This window comes from Variovorax sp. GW458-11-26-14-LB1 (assembly GCF_059423965.1).
In genome coordinates, this window is the sequence record NZ_JBWKYW010000009.1 from 1 (window position 1) to 14,314 (window position 14,314).

The 14,314-nt window shown below is 66.9% G+C and carries 12 protein-coding genes; 8 read left to right on the forward strand and 4 right to left on the reverse strand.

Going from position 1 to position 14,314, the window contains the following annotated elements; genetic code table 11:
- Window positions 1-155: 155 nt before the first annotated feature.
- The gene (gene phnA, locus AC07YS_RS08640) at window positions 156-1,382 is read right to left on the reverse strand and encodes a phosphonoacetate hydrolase (protein ID WP_495269411.1); all 1,227 of its coding nucleotides are present in this window, start codon (window positions 1,380-1,382) and stop codon (window positions 156-158) included.
- A gap of 1 nt (window position 1,383) precedes the next feature.
- Window positions 1,384-2,130, reverse strand: coding sequence for a phosphonate utilization associated transcriptional regulator (locus AC07YS_RS08645; RefSeq protein ID WP_070061830.1), 747 nt, complete (start codon window positions 2,128-2,130; stop codon window positions 1,384-1,386).
- 160 nt (window positions 2,131-2,290) lie between these two features.
- On the opposite strand from AC07YS_RS08645, the gene AC07YS_RS08650 reads away from it, so the two are divergent.
- The 5 genes from AC07YS_RS08650 to AC07YS_RS08670 all read left to right on the forward strand — a co-directional run bounded on the left by AC07YS_RS08650 (window position 2,291) and on the right by AC07YS_RS08670 (window position 8,971).
- Window positions 2,291-3,328 (forward strand): putative 2-aminoethylphosphonate ABC transporter substrate-binding protein, encoded by a 1,038-nt coding sequence (locus tag AC07YS_RS08650; protein ID WP_159277872.1) that lies wholly within the window; start codon window positions 2,291-2,293, stop codon window positions 3,326-3,328.
- A gap of 77 nt (window positions 3,329-3,405) precedes the next feature.
- Complete coding sequence (locus AC07YS_RS08655) at window positions 3,406-4,548, forward strand: putative 2-aminoethylphosphonate ABC transporter ATP-binding protein (RefSeq protein ID WP_095744307.1); 1,143 nt, start codon at window positions 3,406-3,408, stop codon at window positions 4,546-4,548.
- On the forward strand, window positions 4,545-6,269 hold the full coding sequence (locus AC07YS_RS08660) for a putative 2-aminoethylphosphonate ABC transporter permease subunit (protein ID WP_495269412.1): 1,725 nt from the start codon (window positions 4,545-4,547) through the stop codon (window positions 6,267-6,269). Before AC07YS_RS08655 ends, AC07YS_RS08660 begins: the two co-directional genes overlap by 4 nt.
- A 51-nt stretch (window positions 6,270-6,320) precedes the next feature.
- Window positions 6,321-7,451 carry a 2-aminoethylphosphonate--pyruvate transaminase gene (locus tag AC07YS_RS08665; RefSeq protein ID WP_495273696.1) on the forward strand — a complete coding sequence of 377 codons (1,131 nt, stop codon included), beginning with the start codon at window positions 6,321-6,323 and terminating at the stop codon, window positions 7,449-7,451.
- A 77-nt stretch (window positions 7,452-7,528) separates the two neighbouring features.
- The gene (locus AC07YS_RS08670; RefSeq protein ID WP_495268515.1) at window positions 7,529-8,971 is read left to right on the forward strand and encodes an MFS transporter; all 1,443 of its coding nucleotides are present in this window, start codon (window positions 7,529-7,531) and stop codon (window positions 8,969-8,971) included.
- 6 nt (window positions 8,972-8,977) lie between these two features.
- On the opposite strand, the gene AC07YS_RS08675 is transcribed toward AC07YS_RS08670, so the two are convergent.
- On the reverse strand, window positions 8,978-10,270 hold the full coding sequence (locus AC07YS_RS08675) for an SUMF1/EgtB/PvdO family nonheme iron enzyme (protein WP_307694435.1): 1,293 nt from the start codon (window positions 10,268-10,270) through the stop codon (window positions 8,978-8,980).
- Between the two features lie 167 nt (window positions 10,271-10,437).
- Here AC07YS_RS08675 and AC07YS_RS08680 point away from each other — a divergent pair, with 167 nt between their 5' ends.
- From AC07YS_RS08680 to AC07YS_RS08690, 3 genes are all read left to right on the forward strand, one after another.
- Complete coding sequence (locus AC07YS_RS08680) at window positions 10,438-10,977, forward strand: TRAP transporter small permease subunit (RefSeq protein WP_070061823.1); 540 nt, start codon at window positions 10,438-10,440, stop codon at window positions 10,975-10,977.
- Between the two features lie 64 nt (window positions 10,978-11,041).
- A complete protein-coding gene (locus tag AC07YS_RS08685) occupies window positions 11,042-12,580 on the forward strand; it encodes a TRAP transporter large permease (protein ID WP_062468805.1) in 1,539 nt (512 codons plus the stop codon).
- Complete coding sequence (locus AC07YS_RS08690; protein WP_495260550.1) at window positions 12,577-13,092, forward strand: hypothetical protein; 516 nt, start codon at window positions 12,577-12,579, stop codon at window positions 13,090-13,092. The genes AC07YS_RS08685 and AC07YS_RS08690 overlap by 4 nt, the downstream gene beginning before the upstream one ends.
- Window positions 13,093-13,170: 78 nt before the next feature.
- Here the strand turns inward: AC07YS_RS08690 and AC07YS_RS08695 are convergent, their stop codons facing one another.
- The gene (locus AC07YS_RS08695) at window positions 13,171-14,250 is read right to left on the reverse strand and encodes a TRAP transporter substrate-binding protein (RefSeq protein ID WP_062468808.1); all 1,080 of its coding nucleotides are present in this window, start codon (window positions 14,248-14,250) and stop codon (window positions 13,171-13,173) included.
- Window positions 14,251-14,314: the final 64 nt, after the last annotated feature.

A 14,314-nucleotide genomic window follows, 5' to 3' on the forward strand; every position in this document is an offset into this window, starting at 1 on the left:
TTGGGCACGGTGGCGATCACCTCGCCGGTGTACGGGTAGGTGACCTCGATGGTGCGGTCGCGGTGGACTTTCTCGCCGGCGATGCGCAGCGCTTCGCGGTGGACGGTGCCTGGCTTCAGGATGGCTTGGCTCATGGGTGCTTGCTCCGTGTGGCTTCAGCGTGCGTGGTTCAGCGCGAGGTCGAGCGCATCGAAGTTGCGCAGCCGGCGGCCGGGGGCAATGCCTTCGACCGGGCGGTTGCAGATCAGCGGCACCTTCTGCTCGGAAACACCGCCGTGCGAGCGCAGCGGCACTTCGAGTGCCGACAGGTCGTGGCGGCTGGCGGCGGTGCCGATGACGGTGCTCTGCTCGCTCACCACCACGATGTCGCCGATGCGGTCGGGCGGCAGCTCGAAGCGCTTGGCGGCTTCGGCGCGCGAGAGCACGAGCTCCATGCCCGGAATGCCCTTGATGCGTTCGATCCATCCCGACACGCTGGCTTCGTCGGGTGCGTACACAGTGGCGAAGGAACCGAGCGCGCCGTGATGCACCACGTACGGATCGGTGATCGGCAGGATCACGCGGGCCTTTTCGGCGCCGTACCAGCCGTCGAGCACATCCTGCAGGTAGATCACGTTGGGCGAGCCGTCGGCGCCATGCTTGTCGTTCATGCCGTGGTCGGCGGTGAGCACGATGGTGGCGCCCAGTGCATCAAGCTGTGCGAGGTAGCCGTCCATCATTTGGTAGAAGGCGTTCGCTGCGGGGCTGCCCGGCGCGGCCTTGTGCTGCACGTAGTCGGTGGTCGACAGGTACATCAGGTCGGGGCGGCGCGACTCCATGAGCTTCACGCCGGCGGCGAACACGAACTCCGACAGCTCCGCGCTGTAGACCGAGGGCACCGGCATGCCGACCATGTCGAGCACGTTGTCGATGCCGTTCTCTTTCATCGTCACCTGGTCCGACTTCTCGGACGAGAAGCAGATGCCCTTCATCTTGTGACCCAGCAGCTTGCGCAGCTTGTCCTTGGCCGTGACCACCGCGAGCTTGGCGCCCGCGTCGGCAAAGGCGGCCAGCACGGTGCCGGCACGCAGATACTTGGGGTCGTTCATCATCACTTCTTGGCCCAGCTCGCGGTCGAAGAAGTAGTTGCCGCAGATGCCGTGCACCGCCGGCGGTGCGCCGGTCACGATCGACAGGTTGTTGGGGTTGGTGAACGAGGGCACGACGCAATCGGCGAGCAGGTCGGCACCGTCCTTGCGCATGCGGGCGATGTAGGGCGCCACGCCGGCCGCAATGGCCGCGTCGAGGTACGCCGGCTCGCAGCCGTCCACGCACACGACCACGATCGGACGCGCCATCCAGCGATAGCTCCTGGCATTGACTTCAAGTGTCTCCGGTGTCATTTCAGACTTCCTTTTGGGGTGGGTGGTTCGGGGTAGCGGTGGTGTTGCTGGAAGTGGCCGCATCGGCGTCGATGCGGCCGAAGGCCTTGTGCATGCGTGCGCGGCTGCCGGCCACGTGTTCGCGCAGTGCGCGCCCTGCCGTGTCGGGGTTGCCGCTGGCGATGGCGTCGACGATGTGGCTGTGCTCGTCGGCCGAGACCCGCAGGCCGCCGCCGCTGTCGAGCGCGCGCATTCTGAAAAGGTGCAGCTCCTTGACGAGCCGCTTGTAGGTTTCGGTGAGCTTCTTGCTGCCGGCGGTGTCGAGCAGGATCTCGTGGAACTGCAGGTTGAGCTGTGCGTACTGCTCCACGTCCTGCGCCTGCGCCGCCGAGCGCATCGCGTCGACCATGGCGCGCAGGCGCTCCACCGCGTCGGGCTGGATCGCCAGCGCCACGCGCCGGCCGATGATTTCTTCCAGCGCCTCGCGCAGCTCGTAGATCTCGTCGGCTTCCTCGAACGCGATCTCGCGCACGAAGACACCGCGGTTCTTCTCGTTGCGCACGAGGCCCGCTTCTTCCAGTGCGCGCAGCGCCTCGCGGATCGGGCCGCGGCTGGTGTTGAAGCGCTGCGAGAGCTCGCTCTCGTTGATGCGGCTGCCCACGGGGAGCTCGCCCGTCATGATCAAACGCTCGATTTCTTCCTGCATCAGCATCGGCAGCGAGCTGGACTGGAGGAACGCGAGGGCGGCGGAGTGATTGCTGGTGACCATGGGGCGTATTTTCCCGAAGGATCGTCAACTGTCAACAATTTTTTATTGACAGTCATCAATCAGCAACCTACATTGCAAACACCGGATGGCGTTGCCCACCCTCGCGCCGGCGCCAGCCCTCACCCTTCTTCAGTGACAGCCAGCCTTTCAGGAGAAACAGATGACGATGAAACAAAGCACGCGCCGTCTCACGGCCGCCCTGTGTGTTGCGGCCCTCGGCCTCATGTCCGGCAGTGCGTGGGCGCAAAAGACGCCGCTCCTGGTCTACACGGCGCTCGAGACCGACGCCATGAAGCTGTACAAGGACGCGTTCGAGAAGGCCAACCCCGACATCGAGGTGAAGTGGGTGCGCGACTCCACCGGCATCGTCACCGCCAAGCTGCTGGCCGAAAAAGCCAACCCGCAGGCCGACGTGGTGGCCGGCCTGGCCGCCAGCAGCCTGGCGCTGCTGCAGCAGGAAGGCATGCTGCTGCCTTATGAGCCCAAGGGCTTCAAGGAGCTGAACCCCGCGTACTCCGACGCCGCGCGCCCGCCCGCCTGGGTCGGCATGGACGTGTGGGCCGCCACCATCTGCTTCAACACGGTCGAGGCAAAGAAGCTCGGCCTGCCCAAGCCCGAGAGCTGGAAGGACCTGACCAAGCCCGTCTACAAGGGCACGATCTCGATGCCGCACCCCGCCTCCAGCGGCACCGGCTACCTTGACGTGTCGTACTGGCTGCAGAACATGGGCGACGCCGAAGGCTGGAAGTACATGGACGCGCTGCACCAGAACATCGCGCAGTACGTGCACTCGGGCTCCAAGCCCTGCAAGCAGGCGGGCGCGGGCGAGTTCCCCATCGGCATCTCGTTCGAGTTCCGTGCGCACCAGGTGAAGAAGTCGGGCGCGCCGGTCGACCTGATCTTTCCGAAGGAAGGCCTGGGCTGGGACATCGAGGCCACCAGCCTCATGAAGACCAGCACGAAGCTGGCGCAGGGCAAGCGCTTTGCCGACTGGATGGCGAGCAAGGAGGCCAACCAGATCAGCGCGCGCTGGTGGGCCGTGGTGGCCTACCCGGGCGTGGTCTCCAAGCTGGAAGGCATTCCGGACAACTACGAGAAGCTGCTGGCCAAGAACGACCTGAATTGGGCTGCGAAAAACCGCGAACGCATCCTCGCTGAATGGAGCAAGCGCTACGAAGGCAAGGCCGAACCCAAGTAAGCCCGACGGCATCCCCCGGTTTTCAATTCAAGGGTGCCGCCGCAGCTGGTGACGCCCTCCAACGACGAGTGCGAAAAATGGACATGACCGACACCCGCTTCATCGCCAGCCAGTTGACTCCCACCTCGGCCCCGCCCGCGGCCCTCGAGATCGTCGGTGTTCGCAAGGACTTCGAGACCTTCAGCGCGCTGCGCGACGTGCACCTGCGCGTGAACCCGGGCGAGATGCTGTGCTTTCTCGGCCCCTCGGGCTGCGGCAAGACCACGCTGCTGCGCATCATCGCGGGCCTGGAGACGCAGACCGCCGGGCAGATCCTGCAGAACGGCAAGGACGTCTCGTGGCTCTCGCCGGACAAGCGCGACTACGGCATCGTGTTCCAGTCGTACGCGCTCTTTCCCAACCTGTCGATCGCCGAGAACGTGGGCTACGGCCTCGTCAACAGCCGCGCGAAGCGGGGCGAGATCAAGGCACGCGTCGACGAGCTGCTGAAGCTGGTCGGCCTGCCGACCTCGGGCGCCAAGTACCCGAGCCAGCTCTCGGGCGGCCAGCAACAGCGCGTGGCCCTGGCCCGCGCGCTCGCCACGCGGCCCGGCCTGCTGCTGCTGGACGAGCCGCTGTCGGCGCTCGACGCGCTGGAGCGCATCCGCCTGCGCGGCGAGATCCGCCGGCTGCAGAAGCAGGTCGGCATCACGACCATCATGGTCACGCACGACCAGGAAGAAGCGCTGTCGATGGCCGACCGCATCGTGGTGATGAACCACGGCGTGATCGAGCAGGTCGGCACGCCGATGGAAATCTACGAGCAGCCGGCCACGCCCTTCGTGGCCGACTTCGTGGGCAAGGTGAATGTGCTGCGCGCGATGGCGCTGGGCAACCAGCGCTTCCAGGTCGGCGACATGGAGCTGCAGTGCGACGCCTGCGACGGTGCCTTCGAGCCCGGCGACGCGGTCAACCTGTACCTGCGGCCCGAAGACCGCGCGGTGGAACACCTGCGCGAGGACACGCCCAACCGCCTGCAGGCCAAGGTCACGAAGGTCGAGTTCCTGGGCGGCCTGTGCATTGCCGAAGTGACGGCCGACGCGCTGCACGGCCAGACGCTGGGCCTGCACTTCTCGCTGAACCAGCTGCATGACCTGGACATCCGCGAGGGCAACACCATCGACATCGCGCTGCGCGCCAACCGCATCCGCGCCTTTGCCGCGCGCACGTCGAAGCCATGAACACGCTGGCACATCCCCGCCCTGTGCTCGCTGCACGCCCCGCCCTGCGCTGGAGCCGCGACGAGACCATCGCGCGCGCCATCCTGTTCGTGGTGATGGCGATGCTGTTCGTGTTCCTCATCGCGCCGCTGCTCACCATCCTGGCCCACGCGGTGCAGGACAAGAACGGCCGCTTCGTCGGCCTGGCCCACTTCATCACCTACTTCCAGACGCCGAGCCTGCTGCGCGCGGCCTGGAACTCGGTGTGGGTGTCGGCCGCGGTGGTGATGATCTCGGTGCCCACCGCCTTCGTGTTCGCCTATGCGCTCACGCGCAGCCGCATGCCGGCGCCGCTGAAGGCGGTGTTCCGCCTCATCGCGCTCATTCCGCTGCTCGCGCCCTCGCTGCTGTCGGCCATTTCGTTCGTGCAGTGGTTCGGCAACCAGGGCGCACTCAAGTTCCTGCTGGGCGGCGCCTCGATCTACGGTGCGCCCGGGATCATCCTGGCCGAGGTCTACAACACCTTCCCGCACGCGCTGATGATCCTGGTCACCGCGCTGTCGCTGGCCGACGGCCGGCTGTACGAGGCGGCCACCGCACTGCGCACGCGGCCCCTGCGCCAGTTCATGACGATCACCCTGCCCTCGTGCAAGTACGGCCTGATCAGCGCGGCCACCGTGGTCTTCACCTACGTGGTGAGCGACTTCGGCGCGCCCAAGGTCATCGGCGGCAACTTCAACGTGCTGTCGGTCGACGTGTTCAAGCAGGTGGTCGGCCAGCACAACTTCTCCATCGGCGCGGTGGTGGGCATGCTGCTGCTCATTCCGTCGATCATTTCCTTCGTGATCGACTACGTGGTGCGGCGCAAGCTGAAGGCGCAGCTCACGGCGCGCTCGGTGCCCTACACGCCCAAGCCCCGCAAGCTGGCCGATGCGCTGCTCACGCTGTTCTGCACCGTGGTCTGCAGCCTGCTGCTGGCGACCATCGGCATGGCGACCTACACCTCGGCGATCTCGCTGTGGCCCTACGACCTGTCGTTCACGCTCAAGCACTACCACTTCGTGCTGGTGGAAAGCGACATGGCCGCCGCCTACGGCAACAGCCTGCTCGTGGCCATGGTCACCGCGGTGGCGGGCTCGCTCATCGTGTTCGTGGGCGCCTACCTGATCGAGAAGACGCGCAACCTGGGCCTCATGCGCAAGGGCATGCACCTGATGGCGGTGCTGTCGATGGCGGTGCCGGGCCTGGTGCTGGGCCTGGGCTACGTGATGTTCTTCAACCATCCGTCCAACCCGCTGAACTTCTTGTACCAGACGATGGCGATCCTGGTCATCTCGATGGTGGTGCACTACTACACCTCGAGCCACCTCACGGCGGTGACGGCGCTCAAGCAGATCGACAACGAGTTCGAGGCCGTGTCGGCATCGCTGAAGGTGCCGTTCTTCAAGACCTTCCTGCGCGTGACGGTGCCGGTGTGCCTGCCAGCCATCCTGGACATCGGGCGCTACTTCTTCGTGGTGTCGATGGCCAGCCTGTCGTGCGCCATCTTCCTGTACACGCCGGAGACCATCCTCGCGTCGGTCGCGATCATGCACCTGGACGACGCCGGCGACATCGGCCCGGCCGCCGCGCTGGCCAGCCTGATCGTCGTCACCTCGACGCTGGTGTGCATCGCCTACGCACTGCTCACCCGCGTGCTGCTCGCACGCACGCAGGCCTGGCGCAACCTCGGCCGCGGCTGAACGAACCCTTTACTTCTCGCCCCTCATTCCCTTTCCCTGCCTGGAGACACCATGAGTCAAGCCGCCCACCCCATCCTGCTCACGCCCGGCCCCCTGACCACCTCGGACCGCACCCGCCAAGCGATGCTGCGCGACTGGGGTTCATGGGACGCCGACTTCAACCAGATCACGGCGCGCATCCGCAAGGAGGTGCTCAACATCGTGCACGGCACGGGCACGCACGAATGCGTGCCCTTGCAAGGCAGCGGCACCTTCTCGGTGGAAGCGGCCATCGGCACCATCGTGCCGCGCAACGGCCATGTGCTGGTGCCGAGCAACGGCGCCTACTGCCAGCGCCTGACCAAGATCTGCAAGGTGCTGGGCCGCAAGCTCACCACCATCGACTACACCGAAGAAAAGCAGGTCTCGCCCGCCGACGTCGACCGCGCGCTCGCGGCCGACCCCAGCATCACCCACGTCGCGGTGGTGCACTGCGAAACCGGCGCGGGCGTGCTCAACCCGCTGCACGAGATCGCGCTGGTCGTCGCCAAGCATGGGCGCGGCCTGATCATCGATGCGATGAGTTCTTTCGGCGCGCTGGAGATCGACGCGCGCAAGACGCCCTTCGACGCCGTGGTCGCCGCCTCGGGCAAGTGCCTCGAAGGCGTGCCGGGCATGGGCTTCGTGGTCATCAAGCGCAGCACGCTCGAAAAGTGCGAAGGCAACTGCCACTCGCTGAGCATGGACCTGTACGACCAGTGGGTCTACATGGAGAAGACCACGCAGTGGCGCTTCACGCCGCCCACGCACGTGGTGGCCGCGCTCGACACCGCCATTGCGCAGTACATCGAGGAAGGCGGCCTGCCCGCGCGTGGCGGGCGCTACACGCGCAACTGCAAGGCGCTGGTCGACGGCCTCGCCACGCTGGGCTTCCGGCCCTTCCTCGACCCGGCCATCCAGGCGCCGATCATCGTCACCTTCCATGCGCCCGACGATGCCAACTACAACTTCAAGACCTTCTACCAGGAGGTGAAGAAGCGCGGCTACATCCTCTACCCCGGCAAGCTGACGCAGGTCGAGACCTTCCGCGTGGGCTGCATGGGGCACTTCGGCGACGCGGGCATCCCGGGCGCGGTGGCGGCCATTGCCGACACGCTGAAAGCCATGGGCATCCGGCAGGTGACGGCGGCCGTCGCGGCCTGAAGCCCCTGTGAGCGGACCGGCGCATTGCAGCGCCGGTCCTACAACGCGGGGGTGATGCGCTTCGCATAATGCCCCGCATGACGGTTCTGCGCAGCGACATCCCTGCCCGCCTGGACCGCCTGCCGTGGTCGCGCTGGCATTGGCGCGTGGTGATCGCGCTGGGCGTGGCCTGGATCCTCGACGGCCTCGAGGTCACGCTGGTGGGCTCCATCGGCGCGGTGCTGGAGCGGCCCGACACGCTCGGGCTCACGGCCGCAGAAATCGGCTGGTCGGGCTCGATCTATATCGCGGGCGCGGTGATCGGCGCGCTGGTCTTCGGCCGGCTCACCGACCGGCTCGGGCGCAAGAAGCTCTTCCTGCTCACGCTGGTGGTCTACACGCTGGGCACGCTGGCCACGGCCTTCTCCCCCAACTTCGCCTTCTTTGCGCTGTGCCGCTTCGTCACCGGGCTGGGCATCGGCGGCGAGTACGCGGCCATCAACTCGGCCATCGACGAACTCATTCCGGCGCGCGTGCGCGGGCGCGTCAACCTCGCGATCAACGGCAGCTTCTGGATCGGTGCGGCGCTCGGTGCGGCGCTGAGCCTCGTGCTGCTCGATGCGCGCGTGATCGGCCCCGTGTGGGGCTGGCGCGCGGGCTTCGCGCTGGGCGCGGTGCTGGCGGTGGCCATCCTGCTGGTGCGCCGCCACGTGCCCGAGAGCCCGCGCTGGCTCATCGCGCACGGACGCGCGGATGAGGCCGAGCGCATCGTCGCGGGCATCGAGCGCGAAGTCGAAGTGCAGCACGGCCCGCTGCCCGCCGCGCAAGGCCACGTCATGTACACCGCCGCGCGCCAGAACAGCCCGTCGATGCGCGAGGTGGCGCGCGTGCTGCTGCGGCGCTACCCGGCGCGCAGCGTGGTGGCGACGGCGCTGATGGTGTCGCAGGCGTTTTTCTACAACGCGATCTTCTTCACCTACGCGCTGGTGCTCACGCGCTTCTACGGCGTGGCCGAAGGCCGCGTGGCGCTGTACATCTTTCCGTTCGCGCTGGGCAACGTGCTCGGGCCGCTGCTGCTGGGCCCGCTGTTCGACAGCGTGGGCCGGCGCAGGATGATCGCGCTGACCTATGTGCTGGCCGGCGTGGGCCTGGCGCTCACGGGCTGGGCCTTCATGCAGGGCTGGCTCGACGCGCGCAGCCAGGCGCTGTGCTGGTCGGCGGTGTTCTTTCTTGCGTCGGCGGCGGCCAGCTCGGCCTACCTGACGGTGAGCGAGGTGTTCCCGCTGGAGATGCGCGCCATGGCCATCGCGATCTTCTATGCCATCGGCATGGGCGCGGGCGGCTTCGTGGCGCCGGTGCTGTTCGGCCTGCTGATCGAGACCGGCAGCCGGGGCGCGGTGATGGTGGGCTACCTGATCGGCGCCGTGCTGGTCATCGTCGCGGGACTGCTGGCGTTGCGCTACGCGGCCGATGCGGAGCGCAAGCCGCTGGAGGAAGTGGCGCCGCCGCTGTCGTCGGAGGCCGGCGGCGAGCGGCCCTGAAGGCGGCTACAGCGCGCAGGTACGGAAGCCGAAGAAGCCGTCGTCGGCATCGGGAAGCGCAAATCCACGGCGGCGCGGCGAGCGCAGGCGCGCACGCGTCGCGAACGAGGCGCCGCGCAGCACGCGCGCGCGGCCGAAGGCGGCCACCGGATCGAACTCGCCACCGGCGCTCCAGGGATCGGCCCGGAACCCCGGCCAGGGTTGCAGCGTGCCTGCCGTCCACTCGTGCACGTCGGCCCAGCGAAAGCCGCGCCGCGCGGCCGTATGGGCGGCGATTTCCCATTCGACCTCGGTCGCGATGCGCCGGCCGGCCCAGCGCGCCCAGGCGTCGGCCTCCCACCAGCTCAGGTGCACGGCGCTGTGGTGCCCGGCCGCGCGCACGGTGACGCCGAAGCGCTGCTGCAGCACCGAGCCACCCGTGCCGTTGCGCGACACGCCGATCTGCTCCACATGGCGCGGCCCGCGCCGGCCTTCGGTCTGCGCGGCGAGCCAGCGCCAGCCGTCGCTGTGCCACAGTTCCTCGCGGTCGTAGCCGCCGTCGTCGACGAACTCGATGTACTGGTCCCAGGTGACGGGCTGGGCGTCGATCTCGAACTCGGGCACGTCGACGCGGTGCGCCGCGCCCTCTTGCGCAAACAGGAAGCCGCTGTGCTCGGGCAGGCCGAGCTCCCAGCGTGTGGCCGGCAGCAGCAGCGGCTCGCGCGTGACGGCGGTGGGCGGCTGCTCGATGTTCAGCGGCAGGCCCAGCGTCTGCGCCAGCACCACGAGCTGTTCGCCGCGCAGGTCTTCATGGAAGAGCGCCAGCCGGTAGAAGTACAGGCCGGCATCGGTCTCGGCGGCGTTCTCGAGCAGCTCGAGCGTGCTTTCGAGAGTTTCGAGCAGGTAGGCCTTGGTCTGGCCCAGGCCCGGCAGGTCGGGCGACCAGCAGCGATCGGCCGCGCCCTGGGCCGGGTTCCACCAGTCGTCGGCGTCGGGGTCGATGGCGGCCAGCCGCGTGGGGCGCACGGGGCAGTCGATGCCGAAGGCGCGCTGGGTGTTGCGCCCGATCCACCATTCGGCGAACCAGCCGATGTGGCCCGCCAGCCAGACCGGCGGCACCACGCCCGGCTGCGGCGGCACGCGCATGGCTTCGCCCAGCGCCTGTTCGAACAGGGACAGCAGGTGCAGCGTGTGGTTGCGCGCGTCGATGAGGGCCAGCGAGAGCAGGTCGCGGCCGGCGCGGCGCATGTCGGGCGAGTCGATCGACAGGGGCGGGCTCGCCGCACCGAAGGGCGTCGAAGGCGGCGGGCTCGAAGACATGGGCCATTATGGCGACCGCCCGACAGGCCCTCTGCCGACGCGGATTCCGGGTAAACCCGAGTTTGTGTCAAGGCAATACTAAGGTTCACCGAGATACCATTGCGGGCTTTGCGCGCAGCCCCCACCAGGGGCCGGCGCTTCACCTTGGGCTTCGCGGGAGACACCCCTTGTCTGTATTCCTCAAATTCGCGGCCGTCATGGACTGGGTCAGCGAAAAACTCGGCAAATTTGCCGGCTATGCGGTCCTGGCCGCGTCGCTCATCTCGGCCGCCAACGCCTTCGTCCGGTACGGCTTCGACTTCAGCAACAACGCCTTCCTCGAGATCCAGTGGTACTTGTTCGCCGCCACCGTGATGCTCGGTGCGCCGGTGGTGCTGCGCTTCAACGAGCACGTGCGCGTGGACATCATCTACGGCAAGCTCAAGGGCCACGGACCGGTGTATGTCGACCTGTTCGGCCTGACCTTCTTCCTGCTGCCGGTGATGGGCCTGCTGACCTACCTCACCTGGCCGTTCTTCTGGAACACCTGGGTGTCGGGCGAGATGTCGGGCAACATCGGCGGGCTGATCCGCTGGCCCGCCGCGCTGCTGATGCCCGTGGGTTTCTGCACGATGTTCCTGCAAGGTGTCGCCGAGATCATCAAGCGCATCGCCTACCTGCGCGGACTGATCGAGATGAACACGCACTACGAGAAGCCGGTGCAGTGATGGCGTTCGTCGCGCTTCGCCAGACCGCCCCGACCTTTCCCGCACAGCAGGACACGTAGACATCATGCACATGGAAAATTTCGCCCCGATCATGTTCGCGGGGCTCGTGGTGATCATGCTGATCGGGTTTCCGGTCGCGTTTTCGCTCTCGGCCCTCGGCCTGATCTGCGGCTTCTTCGCCATCGAGATGGGCTGGTTCCCGGCCGGCTTCATGGCCAACCTGCCGCTCAACGTGTTCGGCATCCTGTCGAACGAGACGCTGCTGGCCATTCCGTTCTTCACGCTCATGGGGGCGGTGTTAGAGAAATGCGGGCTCGCCGAGGACATGCTCGACTCGATGGGCCAGCTCTTCGGCCCGATCCGCGGCGGCCTGGGCTACTCGGTGATCATCGTGGGCTTCATCCTCGGCGCCATCACCGGCACGGTGGCCGGCCAGGTGATCGCGATGGCGATGATCTCGCTGCCGGTCATGATGCGCTACGGCTACAACATGCGTTACTCGACCGGCGTGCTCGCCGCCTCGGGAACCATCACGCAGCTGGTGCCGCCCTCGCTGGTGCTGATCGTCATGGCCGACCAGCTCGGCACCGACGTCGGCCAGATGTACAAGGGCGCCTGGGGCCCGTCGATCCTGCAGGTGGTGATCTTCGCGATCTACACCTTCCTGGTCTCGCGCATCCGTCCGCACTACGTGCCGGGCCTGCCCGCCACGGCGCGCACGCTGCACGGCTGGGCGCTGTGGGGCAAATGCCTGCGCGGCATCATCCCCTCGGCCATCCTGATCTTCGCGGTGCTCGGCTCGATGGGCGGCCTGCCCTTCATGGACAAGGCCATCGCCACGCCGACCGAGGCCGGCGCCATGGGCGCGGTGGGCGCGCTGGTGCTGGCGCTCATTCACCGGCGCCTGAACTGGGCGCTGATGAAGGACGCGATGGAAGGCACCATGCGCCTCACGGCGATGGTGGTGTTCATCCTGATCGGCTCGCGCGTGTTTTCGCTGGTGTTCCAGGGCGTGGACGGTGCCAAGTGGATCGAGCACATGCTCTCGGGCCTGCCGGGCGGCCAGATCGGCTTCCTGATCGCGGTCAACATCTTCGTGTTCTTCCTGGCGTTCTTCCTCGACTTCTTCGAGATCGCCTTCATCATCCTGCCGCTGCTGGGCCCCGTGGCCCACAAGCTGGGCATCGACATGGTGTGGTTCGGCGTGCTGCTGTGCGTGAACATGCAGACCTCGTTCATGCACCCGCCGTTCGGCTTCGCGCTGTTCTACTTGCGGGGCATCGCCGACACCCTGTTCAAGAACGGGGCGCTGCCCAAGAAGGTGGAGTCGCGCGACATCTACCTGGGCGCCGTGCCCTGGGTCGTGATGCAGCTGCTGCTGGTGGCCATCGTGATCTTCTTCCCGCAGACGGTGACCGTGTTCCTCGAGAAGGAAAAGGTCGTCGACATCGACAAGGTCAACCTCGACATGCCGGTCGACCCGAACGCGCCGCCCGCCACCGACAACGGCGTGAACATGGAAGACCCGTTCGGCAACCAGAAGACGCCCGAGGAAACGCCGGCGCCGGCGGCCCCGGCGGCGGGCGAAGCTTCCAAGCCGTGAGCGACGCCCGCCCCGGCGACGCCCCGAACGACCACCCCGCGACGACAGAAGGCGGCCCGCTCGAAAGCGCCGCCTTCCCGCCGCTGCTGCGCACGCTGGCGGTGGTGCTGGTGGTCGATCTCTTCGCCTTCGCGCTGTGGAGCCTGCCGTCGCTGCGCACCACCAGCTGGTCGGCCACCAGCCTGTTCGTCTTCGGCGTGGCGGGCCTGTGCGTGATCTGGGTCGGCTACTGGATCGTCTACAGCCGCACCCGCCTCGAAGGCGACGTGCTGACGCAGACCTGGCTGTGGAACAAGCGCGTGAGCGCGCAGGACGTGGCGCAGCTCAAGCTGGTGCACATCCGCATGCTCGAGCGCGTGATCGCGCCTCGCCTGCTGGTGCGTCGGCGCTTCGGCGGCATCACCTGGTTCCATGCCTACGATCCGCAGGTGCTGATCGCGTTCGGCGAGCAGGTGGCGATGCGCACGCTGCCGTCCGCGCCGCCGCCCTCCCCCGACCCCGCGTCCAAATGAAAAAAGCCCCGCCGAAACCGGCGGGGCTTTTTTTCTTGTGAGGTGCGAAGCGCCGGGTTGCGGCGCCGCGTGCCTTACTTACAGCTTCTGCTGTTGCATGAAGCGGTCGAAGGTGCCTTCGGTGTAGCGGAACCAGGCGTTCTGGTCGGCCAGGAACTTGGACCAGTCGCTGTAGATCTTCTTCCACTCGGGGTTGCTGTTGTTCAGGTCCGAGTAGATCTGCTGGGCCGACTTGAAGGCGGCGTTCATCACGTCCTGCGAGAACGGACGCAGCTTGGTGCCCGAGCCCACGAGCTGCTTGAGCGCGATCGGGTTCTTGGCGTCGTACTTGGCCGTCATCGTGATGTTGGCGTGCGCGGCAGCCGCTTCGACCACTGCCTTGAAATCGGCCGACAGGCTTTCCCATGCCTTGGTGTTGATGTAGAAGTCGAGCTCGGGGCCGCCTTCCCACCAGCCGGGGTAGTAGTAGAACGGGGCGATCTTGTTGAAGCCCAGCTTCTGGTCGTCGTACGGGCCGACCCATTCGAGACCGTCGAGCGTGCCCTTTTCGAGCGCGGGGTACAGGTCGGCGCCAGGGATCGATTGCGGGATCACGCCGAAGGGCTCGAGCACCTTGCCGGCGAACGGGTTGGTGCGGAACTTCAGGCCCTTCAGGTCGGCGACCGACTTGATTTCCTTGCGGAACCAGCCGCCCATCTGCGCGCCCGTGTTGCCGCCCGGCAGGTTGATGATGTTGTACTTGGCGTAGAAGGCGCGCATCAGCTTCAGGCCGTTGCCTTCGTACATCCAGGCGTTCTGCTGGCGGGTGTTCATGCCGAAGGGCACGGCGCAACCCAGGCAGAAGGTCGGGTCCTTGCCGTAGAAGTAGTAAGGCGCCGTGTGCGCCATTTCGACCGCGCCGCTCTGGATGCCGTCGACCACGCCGAAGGCGGGCATCAGCTCGCCGCCTGCATGCACGGAGATCTGGAACTTGCCGCCCGTCATGTCGCTCACGCTCTTCGAGAACACCTCGGCGGTGCCGAAGATGGTGTCCAGCGACTTGGGAAAGCTCGATGCGAGACGCCAGCGAACGGTGGCTTGCGCGTGAACCGCGGGCGCGATGCCGGCAGCCAGAACGCCCGCGATGCCGGCGTTTTTGATGAGGGAACGACGATCCATTGAATTCACTCCGAGTGCTTTGGAAAAAACAAAACGCGGCTTGTGACCGCGTCAGGGACTTTTG